The organism is Treponema medium (assembly GCF_017161265.1).
GTDB classification, from domain to species: domain Bacteria; phylum Spirochaetota; class Spirochaetia; order Treponematales; family Treponemataceae; genus Treponema; species Treponema medium.
Map to the genome: position 1 here is coordinate 165,584 of NZ_CP031393.1, position 15,450 is coordinate 181,033.

Genomic DNA, 15,450 nt, shown 5'->3' on the forward strand with positions numbered 1-15,450 from the left:
GGAGTAAGTATGCAACGGATTAGTTCAAATATGCAGCATTCGGACAGCAGCTATTCGGTGCGGAGGCAAGAAAGTAGGCTGCACAAGGTAAACAGTCAGCTCAGTACTCAGCGGCGCATTCAGCAGCTCCGCGATGACCCTATCGCTGCAGGACACTCGGTACGCTATAAATCGCTTCTGGCACGGCTTGACCGCTTTGAAAAAAATGCCAAGACGCTCAACGACCAATATAAGGTTGCAGAGGAGCCGATGCAAAGCGCACTCAACATTATGCAGCGGCTCCGCGAACTTTCCGTAGCGGGTGCAACCGGCACTTATACTGCTTCGGATCTTAAAAAGATGGCGCCCGAAGTAGACGAACTGTTATACGAGCTTGTTCAAACGGCGAATAGTTTTAGCGCGGACGGCACCCGTCTCTTTGCCGGTACTAAAAGTTTTACCGAACCTTTTGAGATTGTGATGGGCGATATCGACGGCGCCGGTTCCGCCGTTATCACCAATGTACGGTACAACGGTTCCATCGACACCAAACAGGTGGAAAGCGATGAGCTTTCGTTTATGGAGGCAAATCAGGCGGGGAACCGTATCTTTTGGGCGGAACGGCAAACGCTCTTTTCTGCAACCGATGCACGGAACTTCATCGTGCAGCAGGACAGCGCCATCGAGGTGGACGGCGTTACTATCCCGCTCATCGCGGGCGATAACGTCTATGCGATTATGTCTAAGATCAACAGTTCAGGCGCAGCGGTTAAGGCTTCGCTCGACCCTGTTACCAACGGTATGAATATCGAAACCACCGATGCACGGCAACTCTGGCTGCGCGATGCAGGCGAGGGAAACGTGCTCGCCTCGCTCGGCATTGTGAAACCTCAGCAGCGGCCGCCGTACAATCTTGCCGATTCGGTGCGCGTATCGGGAGGTTCGCTTTTTGATGCGGTCATCGCGATGCGCAACGCGATGTATGCAGGCGACCATGAATCGCTCGGCGGTAAAGTGCTCGGCAGTGTGGACGGGGCTATCGACAACCTCGCAGCGCGGCTTGCGGAAAACGGTTCCCGCTATGAACGTGCAGAAGCGGCGCTCGCCCGTTTGAATATGCAGATACCGAACGTAACGGGAGCGGAATCCCGCGAAGCCGATTTGGATTTGACACAAGCTATTTCCGATCTTAAAATGTATGAGTATACTCATCAAGCATCGTTAAGCACGGTCGGCAATTTATATAAAAACACGCTGCTCAATTATTTAAGATAACGATGACAAAAGAAAGGGAGTTTTAGTATGGAAATAAAAACGAAGGCGCTGGGTACGGTTCAGATTGAAGAAGATCAAATCATCACCCTGTCTGAAGGTTTTTACGGATTTAAAAAATATCACCGCTTTGCCCTGCTCGATGCAAAGCAAAAGCCGTTTATATGGATTCAGTCGCTTGACGATGCAGAGCTTGCGTTTATCGCCATCGATCCCTTTATCTTCCGACCGGACTATGAACTGGACATCGATGACAGTTTGCTTGAGCCGCTCGGCATTGAATCTCCGTCAGACGTACTGGTGTTCGCATTGGTTACTATTCCATCAGATGGGTCGGCAATTACAGCAAATTTGCAAGGACCGCTTATCATCAATAAAAAGAATAAAAAGGCAATGCAGCTGGTTATCGGCGGAGAAAAATGGAAGACTAAGCATGATATCGTCGCTGAAATGAAACGCGGAGGTGAACCATGCTAATCCTTTCCCGAAAGACAAACCAAAAAATCCGCGTCGGCGATTCTATTGAAATTACCGTTATTGAAGTACGGGGCGATCAGGTAAAAATCGGCGTTGAAGCCCCCCGCTCGGTCAAAGTATTCCGCGAAGAAATTTACGACGAAATTCAGCGTGAAAATAAAGCGGCGCTCGCGACCGGCAATATCGATTCGCTTGCTCAACTGGGATTAAAGTAAAAAGCAAAGAGCTTAACCGTACAGGCAGTTTAAGCTCTGCTTCCCCAAAAGTGTCCGCAGTGTGTTGTTTATCCTTTTACAGCCCCTGCGGTCAATCCTCTAATAAAGTTTTTAGACATCGTAAGATAGAGAACCAAAACGGGTACAGCAGACAAGGTGAGTACCGCTAAAATCCGAGACCAATCGGTCATGTATTGTCCAAACAAGCGCGTTACGCCGAGCAACAATGTTTTGTGTGCATCATTGTTGATAAAGATAAGCGGGAACCACAAGTCATTCCAAAATGGAATAAGATTATAGATGGCAACGGTTGCAAGCGCGGGACGCAAAAGCGGCAGGATAATAATGGTAAAAACCTTTTTACGTGTAGCTCCGTCAATAACGGCAGCCTCAGTCAGTTCGGTTGGAATTTGACGGATAAATTCAGTTAAGACAAATACGGCTATCGGTAAACCCATCGCCGTATATACGGGGAATAGCCCCCATAAAGTATTCAAAAGTCCCAACCCTTTAATAAGCTGCAAAAGGCGGATACTGCCGATTTTAATCGGAAGCATCATACCCGCGATAAAAAAGAGATATAAAAAACGAGATGCCTTATGTTTCCAGTTTACCAATGCATAAGACGCCATAGCGCCGAATAATAAAACAAGAAAGATCGAACCGATTGTTACAAATAAGCTGTTGCGAAAATATAAAAAGAAGTCACCGTCTGTTATAACCGACACATAACTTTCAAAATTCCATTTTTTAGGTAACCCAAACGGGTCGGTGTAAATATCAAATTTAAACTTAAACGAATTGACAACCATTGTCCACAAAGGGAAAAGCACTAAAAATGTCCAAAAAATAAGCACAATGTGAGAACCAATATGCATTCTATCACGAGAAAGAGACGCTTTCATTGTATTTCCCCTTTACTTTAATCCTTGTCGCCTTGTGTTAAGCGCAGCATTATACCGACGCCGAGCATCAGCATAATAAACGTTACCGTTGCAATTGCGGCTCCCATACCGGGGTGCGGAATACCTACCGGATGCTGTCCTGCAATTCCTACACGATAAAAAAGCGTACCAATCAAGTCGGTTGCATATTGCGGCGCACCGTTTACGTTTTCCATCGCAAAAACAACGTCGAACGCATTGAAGTTATTTACAAACGTTAAGATTGCAACCATACCGAGTACCGGTTTTATTAACGGGAGTTTTATATATCGAATTTTTTGCCAACCGTTACAGCCTGCAATATCGGCAGCTTCCAGCAAATCGTCCGGAATGGTTTGTAAGCCGGCCAAAATCATCATAGTGGGAATACCAACCCACTGCCATGACGATACCAAAGAAAGAGCCGTCAGTGCATATTGCTGCTCACCGAGCCACGGTTTTATCAGTGTTTCCAAACCGAGATTTTTTAACATAAGCGGCAGCGCTCCCCATTGAGGATTCAGTATCAGTTTCCATAAATAACCGGTAACCAAAATGGCAAGTGTAACCGGAATAAAAATAATCGTTTGATAAAAACGTGTCCACTTCATCCCCTTGGCTGTGAGCATAAGCGAAAACGTCAGGCCTAAAACATTTTGAACCAGCATGTGAATAAAGAAAAAATACCATGTATTCCCGAACGCCCCCCAATACCGGCGAGCATTGTCGGCATCACCAAAAAGCTCTTTATAATTATTTAAGCCGACAAAGATATTTTTACCGGACGCCGAAGAACCGGAAAAAAAACTGAGTCTGATTGAATCCGCCAGCGGGAAAGCCATAAAGACAGTGTACACGATAAAAGCAGGCAAAAGATATATAAGCCATCCGTACCTGTCACTTTTTTTTATATTCATATTCACAACTCCGTTGCGCAAAACAGAATAAACAGGGATGGAGACGTCTCAACCAGCGTAAACACATCAGGCCGTTTTTTTAACAACCCCGCGGAAAAATGTGCGAAATTTTAAGCAAAATTTCGCACAGAAGGAAAGCAACCGCTAAAAATATTTTTGATGCGGTTGCCCTGATACCTCAACAGTCGGTTACCGTTTCGACAGCTCCATCTCTGTTTGTAATGGATACAAAAACTTAAGGCTTATACCACTTTGCAACGCCTGCGGCTAATGCATCAGCAGCTTGCTTGGCGGTTTTCTCACCCTTCATAACAGCGATAACGCCCTGATTCATCAGCACATAACCGCTGGGATCGCCGTCCATAAAGCGTTCCCATACAAAACGAGCATCCTGCAGCTTTCCTGTCGTAAGCGCAAGAATTTCGTTCGCATGTGCATCTTTAAGTTTAATGGGAGCATTAATCATCGGGAAAAAGCCGGTAGGCATAAATTCGGCACAAACAGTCGCACCCTGTACCGTGCAAAGCCATGCTAAAAAGTCTTTACATTCCTGAACATGCTTACTTGCCTTATTATACGCCATACCCGTGTCGGGATGGAAACAAACGGCGGCTTTTTTACCGGCGGGAGCAGGCGGTACAAACGTTCCCCATTCAAAATTAACGTCTTTAAAGGCGCCGGCATTCCATGAACCGTCTACCCACATAGCAGCCTGACCGGTAGCAAACAATGCAATCGAATCGTTGTATGTAAGAGCGGCAAAACCGTTGGGACAATATTTCGCTACATCGGCCATTGCCTGAAACGCACTCACCATTTTGGCATCGTTTAACGGTACCTTTCCCGATTCATACGCCCTACGGCCTTCGGCTCCGCCGACAAAGCCCGGTAAAATGCCCATCATAAAACATTCGTTAATGTCCCATTCATCGGCAAGTCCGTTTGCAATCGGCGTAATGCCGGCTTTTTTCAATTTATCACAGGCAGCTAAAAAGTCTTCCCACGTTTGCGGAACCGCAACACCGGCTTTTTTAAAGATATCTTTATTATAGTAGACAACTTGCACAATCGCATTAAACGGAACGGCAAAGTTTCGTCCATCGGCGGCTGTCCACGGTGCACGATTTCCTGCGGTAAAATTCGATTTTAACCCGGGAATATCCGACACATCGGCAAAATAGCCGTCCATAAGCAGTTTTGCACCGGTTGCGTACGAACGTGCATACATTAGGTCAGGACCGGTACCGCTTTCAAGCTGAAGCCGTAACGTCGCATTGTAATCGACATTGATAGTCGGTTTAAACTCGATCGTTACGTTCGGCTTTACTTTTTTGTACTCTTTAAGCAACGCAGTGATCTGCGCAACATCATCGGTACGCCAAGAGCCCATTGTTAATGTTACCTTCTCTCCACTTCCTTCATTTGCGCCGTTCGCAAAAACAGGAGAAAATGCCGCAAGTAAAACACCGGCAAGCATCGCAGCCATGAGTTTTTTCATAAAACACTCCTTAACCAGATATTTGTTGTCCGCTGAAAAGCGGCTTAAGGCTTTGCAACGCAAAAGCCATAGTACACCTCATCCGTACTCATTATAAGTATCACCCGTGAATTTCGATTTGTCAAGGAAAATCATTCCGCTAACATTTCTTACACTTGGCTTATATTGCACGTTAATTTGTGTATTACCGGCATTTCATCATTGAAAAACTATTCGATTTTTTTTCTTACACTTGATAGATTATAAAAAACTAGATGATATGTGTCATATTTCTGCTAACTGAGCTCAAGTTACCGGAGCACGTGATTTGTAATCTCGGGGTTTAGGATTCGAATCCTTGTCTTCCCATTTTTTATTTTAAAATAAGCAACCCCGACGCAGAACATCGGGGTATTAACCCTTGTGTTTCTTATACCGCTGTTTGAGAAGCGGCTGTGCCGGAATGTTCCATCTCATCATCTTTAAGGGTGTGCCATATTCTATCAAATGCGTGGTGAATCTTTTTGAAGTGCGTCACCAACAGCGGATCAAAATGCTTTCCTGCATTATCAAAAATATATTGCACTGCTTCGTCATGAGAAAGTTCGTTTTTATATGAGCGTTTCATACGGAGCGCATCATATACGTCAGCTATCGCGACGATCCTTACCGATAGCGGTATCATCTCACCTTCCAGCTTAAAGGGATACCCAGAGCCGTCCCACCGTTCATGATGGCTCAATGTTATTTCTTTTGCCATTGCAATAGGATAAGAAGACACAATGAGCGCACCGTTAATAGTATGTTCTTTCATGACTTCCCATTCAATGCCGGTTAATTTGCTCTGTTTTTGCAAAATATAATCCGGTGTACCGATCTTGCCCACATCGTGAATAGCGGCTAAAAAGGAAATATTCTCGATAAAATCCGGTGTAATTTGCGGATACTGGTTAAGTCCAAACAGGTAGTCGGAAAACTCTCGGCAATAAAAATTGAGCCGTTGCGCATGGTTTCCGGTATCGTTGTCTTTCAGCATTGACGCTTGCAGCAAGCCGTTTAACATCATTTTATACATTCCGGTCTGCTGCGCTGTTACATCTTCAATAATTACCCAATATCCAATCAAATAACGATTATCCCTATCAAAAATAGGATGAAACCGCACTCTCGTATACAGGGTTTTTAATGTGTGCGATTTATGCACCATATTACCGATCCATGACCAACCTTTTTCCGGCGACCGTATACTTTCAAAAAAGGCTTTTATCTCCGCTTGAGTAAAAATTCTGCCGAAAACATTGAAAAAAGGCTTTTTCTCCAATGTGTAATAACCCGCAAGTAATGTATACACGCTCTTGGTCATGTAGCGTATAACTAAATTACTGTCAAGAATCATAGTAGGAATGCTTCCCGCATTTGTCAATTCAGCAAGTTCGTCAAAATACGCCTGTTGTTCTTCCGAAGTCAGCTCTCCTGTAATTCGGGGCTTCTGCCCGAATAATATACTTTTTTCCATAGTTTAGTCCTTCTCCGCATCGCTCTTCCGAATATACTGAGGCCCTGCATAATCAGCCGCGTTCTTCAGTATATTACCGTGCTTTTGCATATACTTAATCATCGAATATGCAAAAGAGAGGGTATCCGCTTCAATAAAATGAAAGCGAATATTACTTTGTGAAATTGCAGCAGTGTCTCTAAACGCCGCCGTTCCATAGCCGGTAACCAGCCATTCTTCGTTTTCCGAAAAGTGCGGGAGTAAATCAGCCGCTGTTTTGTCAAAAGCTTCCGTTACCGCTGAGCCATTTTTAAAAAGTTGAGCGTAAAAGCGTTCTCTTTTTGCGTCTATCACTACGGCGATATTTCCGTTCCACGCCTCATACTGCGATGCTATGCATGGGAGCGTAGGAATAGGAATAAAACAGCTGTTACTGCTCAGCTGCAATGCTTTTGCCGCTGCAAATCCAAGCCTTAAACCGGTAAAAGAACCGGGACCTTCAGGCACCAATACTGTTTCAGTATCGGCAGCAGTAAATCCCGCAGCTGATACGGTTGCATCAATAAGAGGGAGCAGCCGTTCTGCATGAGTGGTACCGTTACCGGTGAAGGATTGGGTAACTAATCCGTTAGAGCCATAAGCTGCAACTGAAAGGGTTGGAGTGAGGGTATCTATTGCAAGTACATTCATGGTGCTACCTCATATTCGGTTAAGCTGTCCGTTTGATACGGCCAGTTTGTGATAGTAATAGTTCTACTTGTATCTTCTTCTGTCTTGATATGAATAAGAATGGTACGTGCCGGTAATTCCGACATAATTTTTTCACTCCATTCGATAATACACACGCCCTGACCATACAACATATCCTCAACACCGAGATCTAAAAAATCTTCCGGTGAGCTGAGTCGATATACATCCATGTGATAAAGCGGCAGACGTCCGTAATATTCCGATATGATGGTGAAAGTGGGGCTGGTAACGGCTTCGGATATATCAAGCCCTCGCGCAACGCCTTTTGTCAGCTGCGTTTTTCCTGCTGCGAGTGTCCCTTGTAAAGCAAGTATATCGCCTGCATTGAGTAAGCGACCTAAAGCCTGACCAAAGTTGATAGTATCTTCTACTGTTTTTGTTCTGTATACCATATCAGCCCTAACTTTTTTCTTAGTTAAAGAAAAGATCCTTCGTAATAGTTACAAGTATGAGCATACTATTCCGAAATCTGCTGTTTGTATAGTTCATCAACAGAAGTAAAAGGACGAATAGGCTTTCCTAACAGATAATTTACTATCAATAAATTTACACCCAATGGGGGGGGGGGGGTATCCTATAAAAAAATATACTTTTCATAATAACATCTCCTTTTCGATCAACATAGCACTGGTATAAACCTTTGTCAAGTCTATGTCTTTTGGAAAATATCAAAAAGATACCGGCTTATTTTAACCTCCATGCCTCTTTTTTCTGCAGAAATAGTAAGAACATCCGATGCGATTGTTCTTCTTTCTGCACGAAATTTTTCCTAACATTTCGTGCACTTTTATTTTAGGAGAAAGACAAACACATCGGGTAGTTAGAAAAAATCGCAGAAAAAAGAGGCGGTGAGACCATTTGAAGCGCAAAGCGATTCAATTCTGGTTGAATCGCCTCTTTTTTCTGTAGGAATACTAAAAACATCCGATGCGATTGTCGTGATTGTCTAGGCGGGAAAAAATTACTATAATGCGTTTCTGTTATCCTTGTATTATGTGTAAAGAAACTACCCGTATTTATTTTGAAGATGATTACTGTGCGGTTGCGTATAAAGCAAGCGGTGAAAATTCTCAGACGTTTTTCGCGTCGCTTTTTCCGCATAAACCGTTTGTCGCTCCGGTGAACCGGCTTGATACTCCCGTATCGGGCATCGTGCTGCTGGCTTTTTCTGCACCGGTACAAACGCTGTTTTCCCGCGCTTTTGAAGCGGGCACTGTGCAAAAAGAATATTGGGCAATATGCGAACGATCTACAGTACATTCCGCAGAAGCATCGGTACCGCAGCGGCTGGAGCATTGGCTCGGCTTCCATACCAAAACACAAAAAGCCTTTATCGGTGCGGCTCCTATCGATATAACTCCTGCAAATACAGCGTCTACCGATATCACAAAACCTAAAAAGAATAAGAAGCCGGCGCTTAAAAAAGCCGTTTTATATTGGACTTTGTGCGGAAAAGGAGACCGGTACGACTTTATCCGTATCAGTCCGGAAACAGGGCGTACGCATCAGATTAGGGTACAGATGGCAGCCGCCGGACATCCCATCAAGGGAGACTTAAAATACGGAGCGCGGCGCAGTGAACCGAGCGGCGGCATACGGCTACATTCCTACAAGCTCTCGTTTATCCATCCGGTTACGCACCAAGACATTACCGTTGAAGCGCCGCCTATGCAGCCCGACACCCTCTGGAAAGCTTGTATGGAGGCATGCACAAACAGCACAACGTTCACAAATAAAGGACAGCCGGAAGCAGGTGCGGACACAACTGCTCCAGCTGCATTACTTATAAACCATCAAATAGGTTCGGAGCGGCACCCGTGAAGCGGTCAAAGCAGATAAGCGGGGCAGCCGCGTTTGAAGCTTACTACAGCGCTCTTTTCGGCAACCGTTGGACGGCACTTCGGGAAGCGCTCCTCCAAGAGACGCAACCGGTGGCGTTTTCGATATGCGGCGGAAAGCCGTACTACCTAGACCAAGCGAGTATCTATGCGGCACAGGCGCTTCCGCCGATTGATGAGGGCAGCTATTTGGATATGTGCGCCGCTCCGGGCGGCAAAACGCTGGTACTCGCCTCCGGTATGGGACAGGAAGCGCATATACAGGCAAATGAACTGTCGCGAGCACGCCGCGCACGGCTGCTAACCGTACTTAATGAACATCTGCCGCCGGACATAAATGCCCGCATCGAAGTTACCGGCTATGACGCCGCTACCCTCCCCCGCTACCGGCAAGCGTATTACGACCGTATTTTGCTGGATGCACCTTGTTCTTCGGAGCGCCATGTGATTACCGATGCGAAGTACCTTGCCTGCTGGACACCTGCACGGATTAAAATGCTGGCACAGCGGCAGTGGGCGCTCCTTTCGGCAGCTTTTCTACTATTAAAACAGGGCGGCTTTTTAGTATACGCAACCTGTGCGCTTGCCGATGCGGAAAACGACGGCGTCGTACAAAAACTGTTGAAAAAATACGGAACCGAAGCTGTCATTCATAGCGGTACCGCAGCAACAGAATTTACCGCAGCGATGGAATTCGACACAACCAATACCGAAACAACTGACGGGAATGTCCCTGCGGTTCATAGCAATACGGCAGTAGTAGAATCGGGTGCGGTTAATACCAAAACAGCCGGCAAAAATAGTACACCGCTGATACTCGGCGAAAAAACGCTGTTCGGCTGCCGGTTTTTACCCGATACCTGCGGGGGAGCGGGTCCCTTGTATTTTTCGCTTATCGAAAAAGTGAACCACGAGAAGCTCTAAAAAACAGGAGTTTTTTAAGCTTCTCTCACAGCAAAGAAGGAATAACCATGATAACAGAACAGATAGACCATAGTGAACAAACCGGCGCAACCGGTATGCAGCCGCAGGGACGCCCCATCAGAACCTTTGTGCTGCGAAAAGGCCGGATTACCGAATCTCAAAAAAAGGCATATACCGAATATGCACCGCGCTGGTGCATCCCCTACGAACCGCGCCAACTTTCTTTTACAGAGCTATTTGCGAATGATCATCCGGTTATCATTGAAATAGGCTTCGGCATGGGGGTCGCAACAGCTGAAATCGCAGCACAGCATCCCGAAATCAACTATATCGGGATTGAGGTTTTTCAAGCAGGGGTCGGAAAGCTGCTAAACGAAATTGAGCAGCGCGGTCTTAAAAATATCCGCATTATCGAACATGACGCCATCGAAGTATTGGAAAAGATGATCCCCGACGCCTCAATCGCAGGGTTCCATATCTTTTTTCCCGACCCGTGGCAAAAGAAAAAACACCATAAGCGGCGGCTGCTCCATCGCCCCAGAACCGACCTGCTGGCTCAAAAATTGCAAGGAAACGGCTACCTCTATATGGTAACCGATTGGTACGACTATGCGGAGGACGCCTTTGCCGAACTTTCTGCCACCGAAGGCCTTCGTTCAAAATACGAAGGCTTCGCCCCTCCGCAGTCATGGCGTCCAAAAACCAAATTTGAACAAAAAGGCCTCAATAAAGCGCACCCCATCACCGAACTGATGTTTATCCGACCTGCACACGACAGGGCAGCCGCATCAGGCTCGTTTTTGACTATCCCCGCAGAATAAGTGAGGCTGTTCAACCAGAGTTGAACCTCTTCGCGGTTCAAATGGTCTCATAGCCTCACTTATTCTGCGATTCTTATCTAATCTACCTGATGCGTTTACCCGTCTGCTAGGAAAAGGTGCGAAATTTTAGGAAAAATTTCGCACAAAAATATTTTTAATGCAGTTGCCCTGTCGATACCTTGCATGTTCCAAGCGGACAAGGTATACTCCGTTTTTGATGGCATCTCCGACAATTCGAAAACAAGTTACTATTCGTTTTCTGCATAGAACCGTACTCTTTCTCTTTACTGTTTTGATTGCCTTATTCGTTTTATTTGTTTTAGGAAATATTCAAAACTTTTTGGATTCCAGTCAGACTATCATTCTGCAATTTCTTATCGCAGACGGCATTTTACTATTCTTAGTTGCCGTTTTTGCTTTATTGTTTGAAATCAACTACAGTATTTATTTACGGAAGCCCTACTACCTCGGCCGCTGCATTATCAGCGGTATCGCCTGCATATTCGGACTGGCAATTGCAATTGCAGCCTCCGCTATTCTCTTACTCTCTAACGGTCTTAATTAGACATAAGGACATACAATGATTTTTTGGAAAAAACTGTACGCAGGAAGAGCAGCCGTATGCACTCAAAATACGCAGGAGCAGATCAAAACTGCTGTCGTTACCGCGTACACACGCTTTTTGGAAGTCAACAGATTGCGTGAAAAAGACATCATTTCTCTACAATTTTCGATTACATCCGATATAACGGCAGCAAATCCTGCAACTTTATTGCGCTCCGCCGGTTATGCTTCTGCGACTGTGCTTTTTTGCAGTGCGGAACCGAATATCGACGGCAGTCCTCATGGTATCATTCGTTTTCTCTTTTATTACTATGGGAAAAAGCAAGCCGTACCGATCTATTTGGGCGAAGCGGAAAAACTCCGACCGGATCTGTTTAATCACACAGTTTAGTGGATATTTCTGAAAACTATAGTTTTTTAGGAGTTCCCTTTACTTTCTTTAAGGACATTCTAGTTTTATGAGCATCAAGGAAAATAATACATCGATATGGGTGGTAAGCCGTGAATATGCCGGTTTTGCAGAAGCCGGAGGCGTAAAAAACGTTGTAAAATCGTTAGCAGAAGCAGCTGCCGATTACGGTTTTGCGGTTACGGTATTTTTACCCCGTTATGGCAACAATAGCGAGATTCTGGATAACTGCATAGGAGAAGTGAACATCCGCGTCGGTGATATCCCACATTTGGTGAGATATTTTGAACTTTTCAGGAAAAACATCCGTTTCATCTTTATCGACTCCGGTATTTTCACGGAAAAAAAAGATATTTATACCTACTGTGCCGAAGAACTCGATTATTTTCGGGAAAAGCTGCACCGGCCTGATCTTAAAAAAGGAGACGGTTACGTAGACAGCCACGAAATGAATGTATTATTTCAAAAAGCAGTCTATTGTTACGGATTACGCACCCATACCGCTCCGCAGGTATTGCACTGCCATGATGCCCACACCGCTTTGCTGCCTGCGTTTATCTCTGCCCGCTGTACGGGTAGACGCCTGTTTCGGCATACCAATATGCTTATCACCATTCATAATGCAGGGGACGGCTACCGTCAAACCTTTTATTCATTCGAATATGCAGCACATTTAACCGATCTTCCCCACAGAGTATTGGAATACGGCAGAATCGATTATACCGTTGAACCGTTTCTTGTCGGTTCCGCCTTTGCCGATTTAACGACGGTGTCTCCGTGGTATGCAAAGCAGCTGATTTCACCGGAACATTCACCGTATTCTTATCTTTTTTCAAAAAACCTTGCCCAAAAGCATATTCACATTACCGGTATTACCAACGGAATCGATTTCGCGACATATAATCCTCTCGATATGGAATGCTCAGGACTCCCTTTTACGTTTGACATACAAAAAGAGCAGTTTGAAGGAAAATATGCATGCCGTTCATTTTTACTGGATAAATTGCAGACGCAGACCTTTACAGCGCCGCTGTATGATGGCATACAACAATACGGCAGCATGAGCACACAAGAACAGAACAGATCACTCTACCTCATGTACCACGGCCGATTGGTTCGGCAAAAAGGCGTCGATGTATTGCTCAAAGCAATTCCCCGCATACTGGAACACTCCCCCAACCTACGATTTATCGTGATGGGACAGGGAAACCCCGAGCTTGAAGCTGAAGCGATCGCCCTCGCCGCGATGCTGCCCGGGAAATTCGTCTATTGTAAGGGATATAACCGAAAGGCGGCTCGGCTCATCACCGCAGCAGCGGACTTTATCGTTTTACCGAGCTTATTTGAACCGTGTGGATTGGAGGATCTTATCGCACAGGTCTACGGTACTATCCCGATTGCGAACGCACAAGGAGGCTTGCAAAAAATCATAAACGGAAAAACAGGCTTCTTATATATACTCCCTGTCGGCGAAGAACAAAACACCGACATACATATCAGCACATTGACGGAAGCCGTATTGAAACAAGCAGAATCTTTTTTTGCAACCGACAAAGCAAAGCTGACTGATATTTCGTATTTTAAAAATATTATTTTACAAGCATATACCGCGCTCCACACGGAATTTTCATGGAAGCATATTTTTGCCAAGCAGTACCTAAAACTCTATTTTCCGCACGAATAATTTTTTTTCTTGTTATCCGTACAGATGTATATTGATTGAAAGTCTCTCATTTTATGCCGATATAAAAAGAGAGAAGCAATCAACAAGGGAAAAAATGGACAGAAAGATTATTATCAATTTTTTGAACGAGCATTGGGATGACTTTATCGCTTTGTTATCCGGAGCAGCAGATGCGGCAGCCGGTCGCACACTTATGGAGAAATTCCCCAATGACCTCTGCGAATTTGCGAATTTACTTTCAAAAATGATGACTGTGCAACAAAGGCAAGCAATTGATAAACAAACAGGGCTTTTAGAAAAAGCACAGCAATTCCGGAAAAACGATTTTCTCAATGACGGAGAAGAACATGCTTCAATTATCGTTAAAAACGGTCTTTTTACGGTGCGGCCTCAACAATACAGTGAAGCATTAAATAGCTCCTTTAAAACACTTGTCGATTCGGTTCTCTAGCACAAAAGGGCAATTTATGAATAATCAGATATTTCTAATAAGAAATAGAAAATCTAATGGGAAATAGGAAATATGGAAGACAAAAATAGTAAAGTGGAACTAAAAAAAACAACTATGGCCATTCCAACCAAACGGCGGTTCGGCGATAGAAAAGAAGGAAGACGTATCCGTTCGATAGACCCTATGACGGTAGTGGCTCCCTTTATTATGCCATCAAGAACAGGATCACAAAATTTATTCCAAGACAGCATCAATGTAGCGGCAATTGAGCATTTTGTACATAAAAAGAGAGCGGAAGGCCTCGCCGGTTTCGGCATCATGCATGTAGTAGTCGCAGCCTATGTGCGAACAATATCTCAGCGTCCGGGAATTAATCGGTTTTTAAGCGGATTACGGCTCTATGCCCGTCATAATATAGAAGTTGTTATGGCTATCAAGAAAGAAATGACACTGGAAGCCGAAGAGACAATGATGAAGTTTTTCTTTGACCGAAGCGCAACCGTTACCGATGTATATAATGAGATGACGCATAAAATAAATGAATATCGAAATAAGCATAAAGAAAAAGAGAGCGCATTTGATAAAGTTGCGCGGAAACTCGGATTTATGCCGAGTTTTCAATTACGAGCTGCAATCGCGTTTCTGAACTGGCTCGACTTCCATAATTTATTACCCGAAAGACTAAGGCTACTTAGCCCTTTTCACTGTTCTATTGTTTTTTCTTCGATGGGATCATTAGGTATCCGTCCTATATTTCATCATTTATACAATTTCGGCAATGCCCCCGTATTTATCACTTTTAGTGCAATGCGAAGATCGCAAAAAATCGAACGGGACGGCTCAGTTACCAATATACGAAATCTCGACCTCACCGTTACGACTGATGAGCGCATCTGCGACGGATTTTACTATGCATCCGCTTTTCATGAATTGCATAAATATTTAGAGGATCCCGAATTGCTTGAGCAACCGCCCGAAAAGATTATCTATGACATCGATTGATAGGTTTATTCGTGCGGAGGGTTTAATACCCCGACGCTTGCGTCGTAACAAAGAGTATTAAAGCCGACTGCAACCACCTTATGAGAACAACATACCCCGACGCTTGCGTCGGGGTTGTTGATTGTTCCAAAATATCCACTCTAACTTATATAGAGCAACCGCAATAGAAATATTTTAAGCGGTTGCTTTTCTTTTGCGCTAAATTTTGAACAAAAATTTAGCGCATTTTTTTCAAGATACGGGCAAGCGAAT

Annotated in this window: 17 protein-coding genes; 11 read left to right on the forward strand and 6 right to left on the reverse strand. The window is 44.7% G+C overall.

Going from position 1 to position 15,450, the window contains the following annotated elements; genetic code table 11:
- Positions 1–9 precede the first annotated feature (9 nt).
- The 3 genes from DWB79_RS00745 to csrA are packed head-to-tail and all read left to right on the forward strand — an operon-like array spanning position 10 to position 1,943.
- On the forward strand, positions 10–1,254 hold the full coding sequence (locus DWB79_RS00745; protein WP_016670474.1) for a flagellar hook-associated protein 3: 1,245 nt from the start codon (positions 10–12) through the stop codon (positions 1,252–1,254).
- Positions 1,255–1,281: 27 nt separating this feature from the next.
- Positions 1,282–1,728: a flagellar assembly protein FliW gene (gene fliW, locus DWB79_RS00750; protein WP_016670475.1), complete on the forward strand. Its 447-nt coding sequence runs from the start codon at positions 1,282–1,284 to the stop codon at positions 1,726–1,728.
- On the forward strand, positions 1,722–1,943 hold the full coding sequence (gene csrA, locus DWB79_RS00755; protein ID WP_006188992.1) for a carbon storage regulator CsrA: 222 nt from the start codon (positions 1,722–1,724) through the stop codon (positions 1,941–1,943). Before fliW ends, csrA begins: the two co-directional genes overlap by 7 nt.
- A 68-nt stretch (positions 1,944–2,011) precedes the next feature.
- Here csrA and DWB79_RS00760 read toward each other — a convergent pair whose 3' ends face one another.
- The 6 genes from DWB79_RS00760 to tsaE form a co-directional block, all read right to left on the reverse strand.
- Entirely contained in the window at positions 2,012–2,848 is an 837-nt protein-coding gene (locus DWB79_RS00760) for a carbohydrate ABC transporter permease (RefSeq protein ID WP_016670476.1), read from the reverse strand.
- A 17-nt stretch (positions 2,849–2,865) separates the two neighbouring features.
- Positions 2,866–3,783 (reverse strand): carbohydrate ABC transporter permease, encoded by a 918-nt coding sequence (locus DWB79_RS00765; RefSeq protein WP_016670477.1) that lies wholly within the window; start codon positions 3,781–3,783, stop codon positions 2,866–2,868.
- A gap of 235 nt (positions 3,784–4,018) precedes the next feature.
- Positions 4,019–5,281, reverse strand: a complete 1,263-nt coding sequence (locus DWB79_RS00770; RefSeq protein WP_016670478.1) for an ABC transporter substrate-binding protein — start codon at positions 5,279–5,281, stop codon at positions 4,019–4,021.
- A 409-nt stretch (positions 5,282–5,690) separates the two neighbouring features.
- Positions 5,691–6,776, reverse strand: coding sequence for an HD-GYP domain-containing protein (locus tag DWB79_RS00775; protein WP_016670479.1), 1,086 nt, complete (start codon positions 6,774–6,776; stop codon positions 5,691–5,693).
- Positions 6,777–6,779: 3 nt separating this feature from the next.
- Entirely contained in the window at positions 6,780–7,445 is a 666-nt protein-coding gene (gene tsaB / locus DWB79_RS00780; RefSeq protein WP_016670480.1) for a tRNA (adenosine(37)-N6)-threonylcarbamoyltransferase complex dimerization subunit type 1 TsaB, read from the reverse strand.
- Entirely contained in the window at positions 7,442–7,897 is a 456-nt protein-coding gene (tsaE, locus tag DWB79_RS00785; RefSeq protein WP_016670481.1) for a tRNA (adenosine(37)-N6)-threonylcarbamoyltransferase complex ATPase subunit type 1 TsaE, read from the reverse strand. The genes tsaB and tsaE overlap by 4 nt, the downstream gene beginning before the upstream one ends.
- 601 nt (positions 7,898–8,498) lie before the next feature.
- Between tsaE and DWB79_RS00790 the strand changes: the two genes are divergently transcribed.
- The 8 genes from DWB79_RS00790 (at position 8,499) to DWB79_RS00825 (ending at position 15,198) form a co-directional block, all read left to right on the forward strand.
- Positions 8,499–9,326, forward strand: a complete 828-nt coding sequence (locus DWB79_RS00790; RefSeq protein ID WP_016670483.1) for an RluA family pseudouridine synthase — start codon at positions 8,499–8,501, stop codon at positions 9,324–9,326.
- Positions 9,323–10,267 carry an RsmB/NOP family class I SAM-dependent RNA methyltransferase gene (locus DWB79_RS00795; protein WP_016670484.1) on the forward strand — a complete coding sequence of 315 codons (945 nt, stop codon included), beginning with the start codon at positions 9,323–9,325 and terminating at the stop codon, positions 10,265–10,267. The genes DWB79_RS00790 and DWB79_RS00795 overlap by 4 nt, the downstream gene beginning before the upstream one ends.
- Before the next feature lie 95 nt (positions 10,268–10,362).
- Positions 10,363–11,088, forward strand: a complete 726-nt coding sequence (gene trmB, locus DWB79_RS00800; RefSeq protein WP_245541331.1) for a tRNA (guanosine(46)-N7)-methyltransferase TrmB — start codon at positions 10,363–10,365, stop codon at positions 11,086–11,088.
- A 217-nt stretch (positions 11,089–11,305) separates the two neighbouring features.
- The gene (locus tag DWB79_RS00805) at positions 11,306–11,653 is read left to right on the forward strand and encodes a hypothetical protein (protein WP_016670486.1); all 348 of its coding nucleotides are present in this window, start codon (positions 11,306–11,308) and stop codon (positions 11,651–11,653) included.
- A 15-nt stretch (positions 11,654–11,668) separates the two neighbouring features.
- Positions 11,669–12,043 (forward strand): chorismate mutase, encoded by a 375-nt coding sequence (locus DWB79_RS00810; protein ID WP_016670487.1) that lies wholly within the window; start codon positions 11,669–11,671, stop codon positions 12,041–12,043.
- Positions 12,044–12,110: 67 nt separating this feature from the next.
- Entirely contained in the window at positions 12,111–13,745 is a 1,635-nt protein-coding gene (locus DWB79_RS00815; RefSeq protein WP_016670488.1) for a glycogen synthase, read from the forward strand.
- A gap of 94 nt (positions 13,746–13,839) precedes the next feature.
- Positions 13,840–14,196, forward strand: a complete 357-nt coding sequence (locus DWB79_RS00820; protein WP_016670489.1) for a hypothetical protein — start codon at positions 13,840–13,842, stop codon at positions 14,194–14,196.
- 72 nt (positions 14,197–14,268) lie between these two features.
- The gene (locus DWB79_RS00825) at positions 14,269–15,198 is read left to right on the forward strand and encodes a hypothetical protein (RefSeq protein WP_016670490.1); all 930 of its coding nucleotides are present in this window, start codon (positions 14,269–14,271) and stop codon (positions 15,196–15,198) included.
- Positions 15,199–15,450: the final 252 nt, after the last annotated feature.

Bases quoted from the DNA above. Each gene is read 5' to 3' on its own strand.
- DWB79_RS00745 (WP_016670474.1), top strand. From the start codon at position 10: ATGCAACGGATTAGTTCAAATATGCAGCATTCGGACAGCAGCTATTCG.
- fliW (WP_016670475.1), top strand. From the start codon at position 1,282: ATGGAAATAAAAACGAAGGCGCTGGGTACGGTTCAGATTGAAGAAGAT.
- csrA (WP_006188992.1), top strand. From the start codon at position 1,722: ATGCTAATCCTTTCCCGAAAGACAAACCAAAAAATCCGCGTCGGCGAT.
- DWB79_RS00760 (WP_016670476.1), bottom strand. From the start codon at position 2,848: ATGAAAGCGTCTCTTTCTCGTGATAGAATGCATATTGGTTCTCACATT.
- DWB79_RS00765 (WP_016670477.1), bottom strand. From the start codon at position 3,783: ATGAATATAAAAAAAAGTGACAGGTACGGATGGCTTATATATCTTTTG.
- DWB79_RS00770 (WP_016670478.1), bottom strand. From the start codon at position 5,281: ATGAAAAAACTCATGGCTGCGATGCTTGCCGGTGTTTTACTTGCGGCA.
- DWB79_RS00775 (WP_016670479.1), bottom strand. From the start codon at position 6,776: ATGGAAAAAAGTATATTATTCGGGCAGAAGCCCCGAATTACAGGAGAG.
- tsaB (WP_016670480.1), bottom strand. From the start codon at position 7,445: ATGAATGTACTTGCAATAGATACCCTCACTCCAACCCTTTCAGTTGCA.
- tsaE (WP_016670481.1), bottom strand. From the start codon at position 7,897: ATGGTATACAGAACAAAAACAGTAGAAGATACTATCAACTTTGGTCAG.
- DWB79_RS00790 (WP_016670483.1), top strand. From the start codon at position 8,499: ATGTGTAAAGAAACTACCCGTATTTATTTTGAAGATGATTACTGTGCG.
- trmB (WP_245541331.1), top strand. From the start codon at position 10,363: ATGCAGCCGCAGGGACGCCCCATCAGAACCTTTGTGCTGCGAAAAGGC.
- DWB79_RS00805 (WP_016670486.1), top strand. From the start codon at position 11,306: ATGGCATCTCCGACAATTCGAAAACAAGTTACTATTCGTTTTCTGCAT.
- DWB79_RS00810 (WP_016670487.1), top strand. From the start codon at position 11,669: ATGATTTTTTGGAAAAAACTGTACGCAGGAAGAGCAGCCGTATGCACT.
- DWB79_RS00815 (WP_016670488.1), top strand. From the start codon at position 12,111: ATGAGCATCAAGGAAAATAATACATCGATATGGGTGGTAAGCCGTGAA.
- DWB79_RS00820 (WP_016670489.1), top strand. From the start codon at position 13,840: ATGGACAGAAAGATTATTATCAATTTTTTGAACGAGCATTGGGATGAC.
- DWB79_RS00825 (WP_016670490.1), top strand. From the start codon at position 14,269: ATGGAAGACAAAAATAGTAAAGTGGAACTAAAAAAAACAACTATGGCC.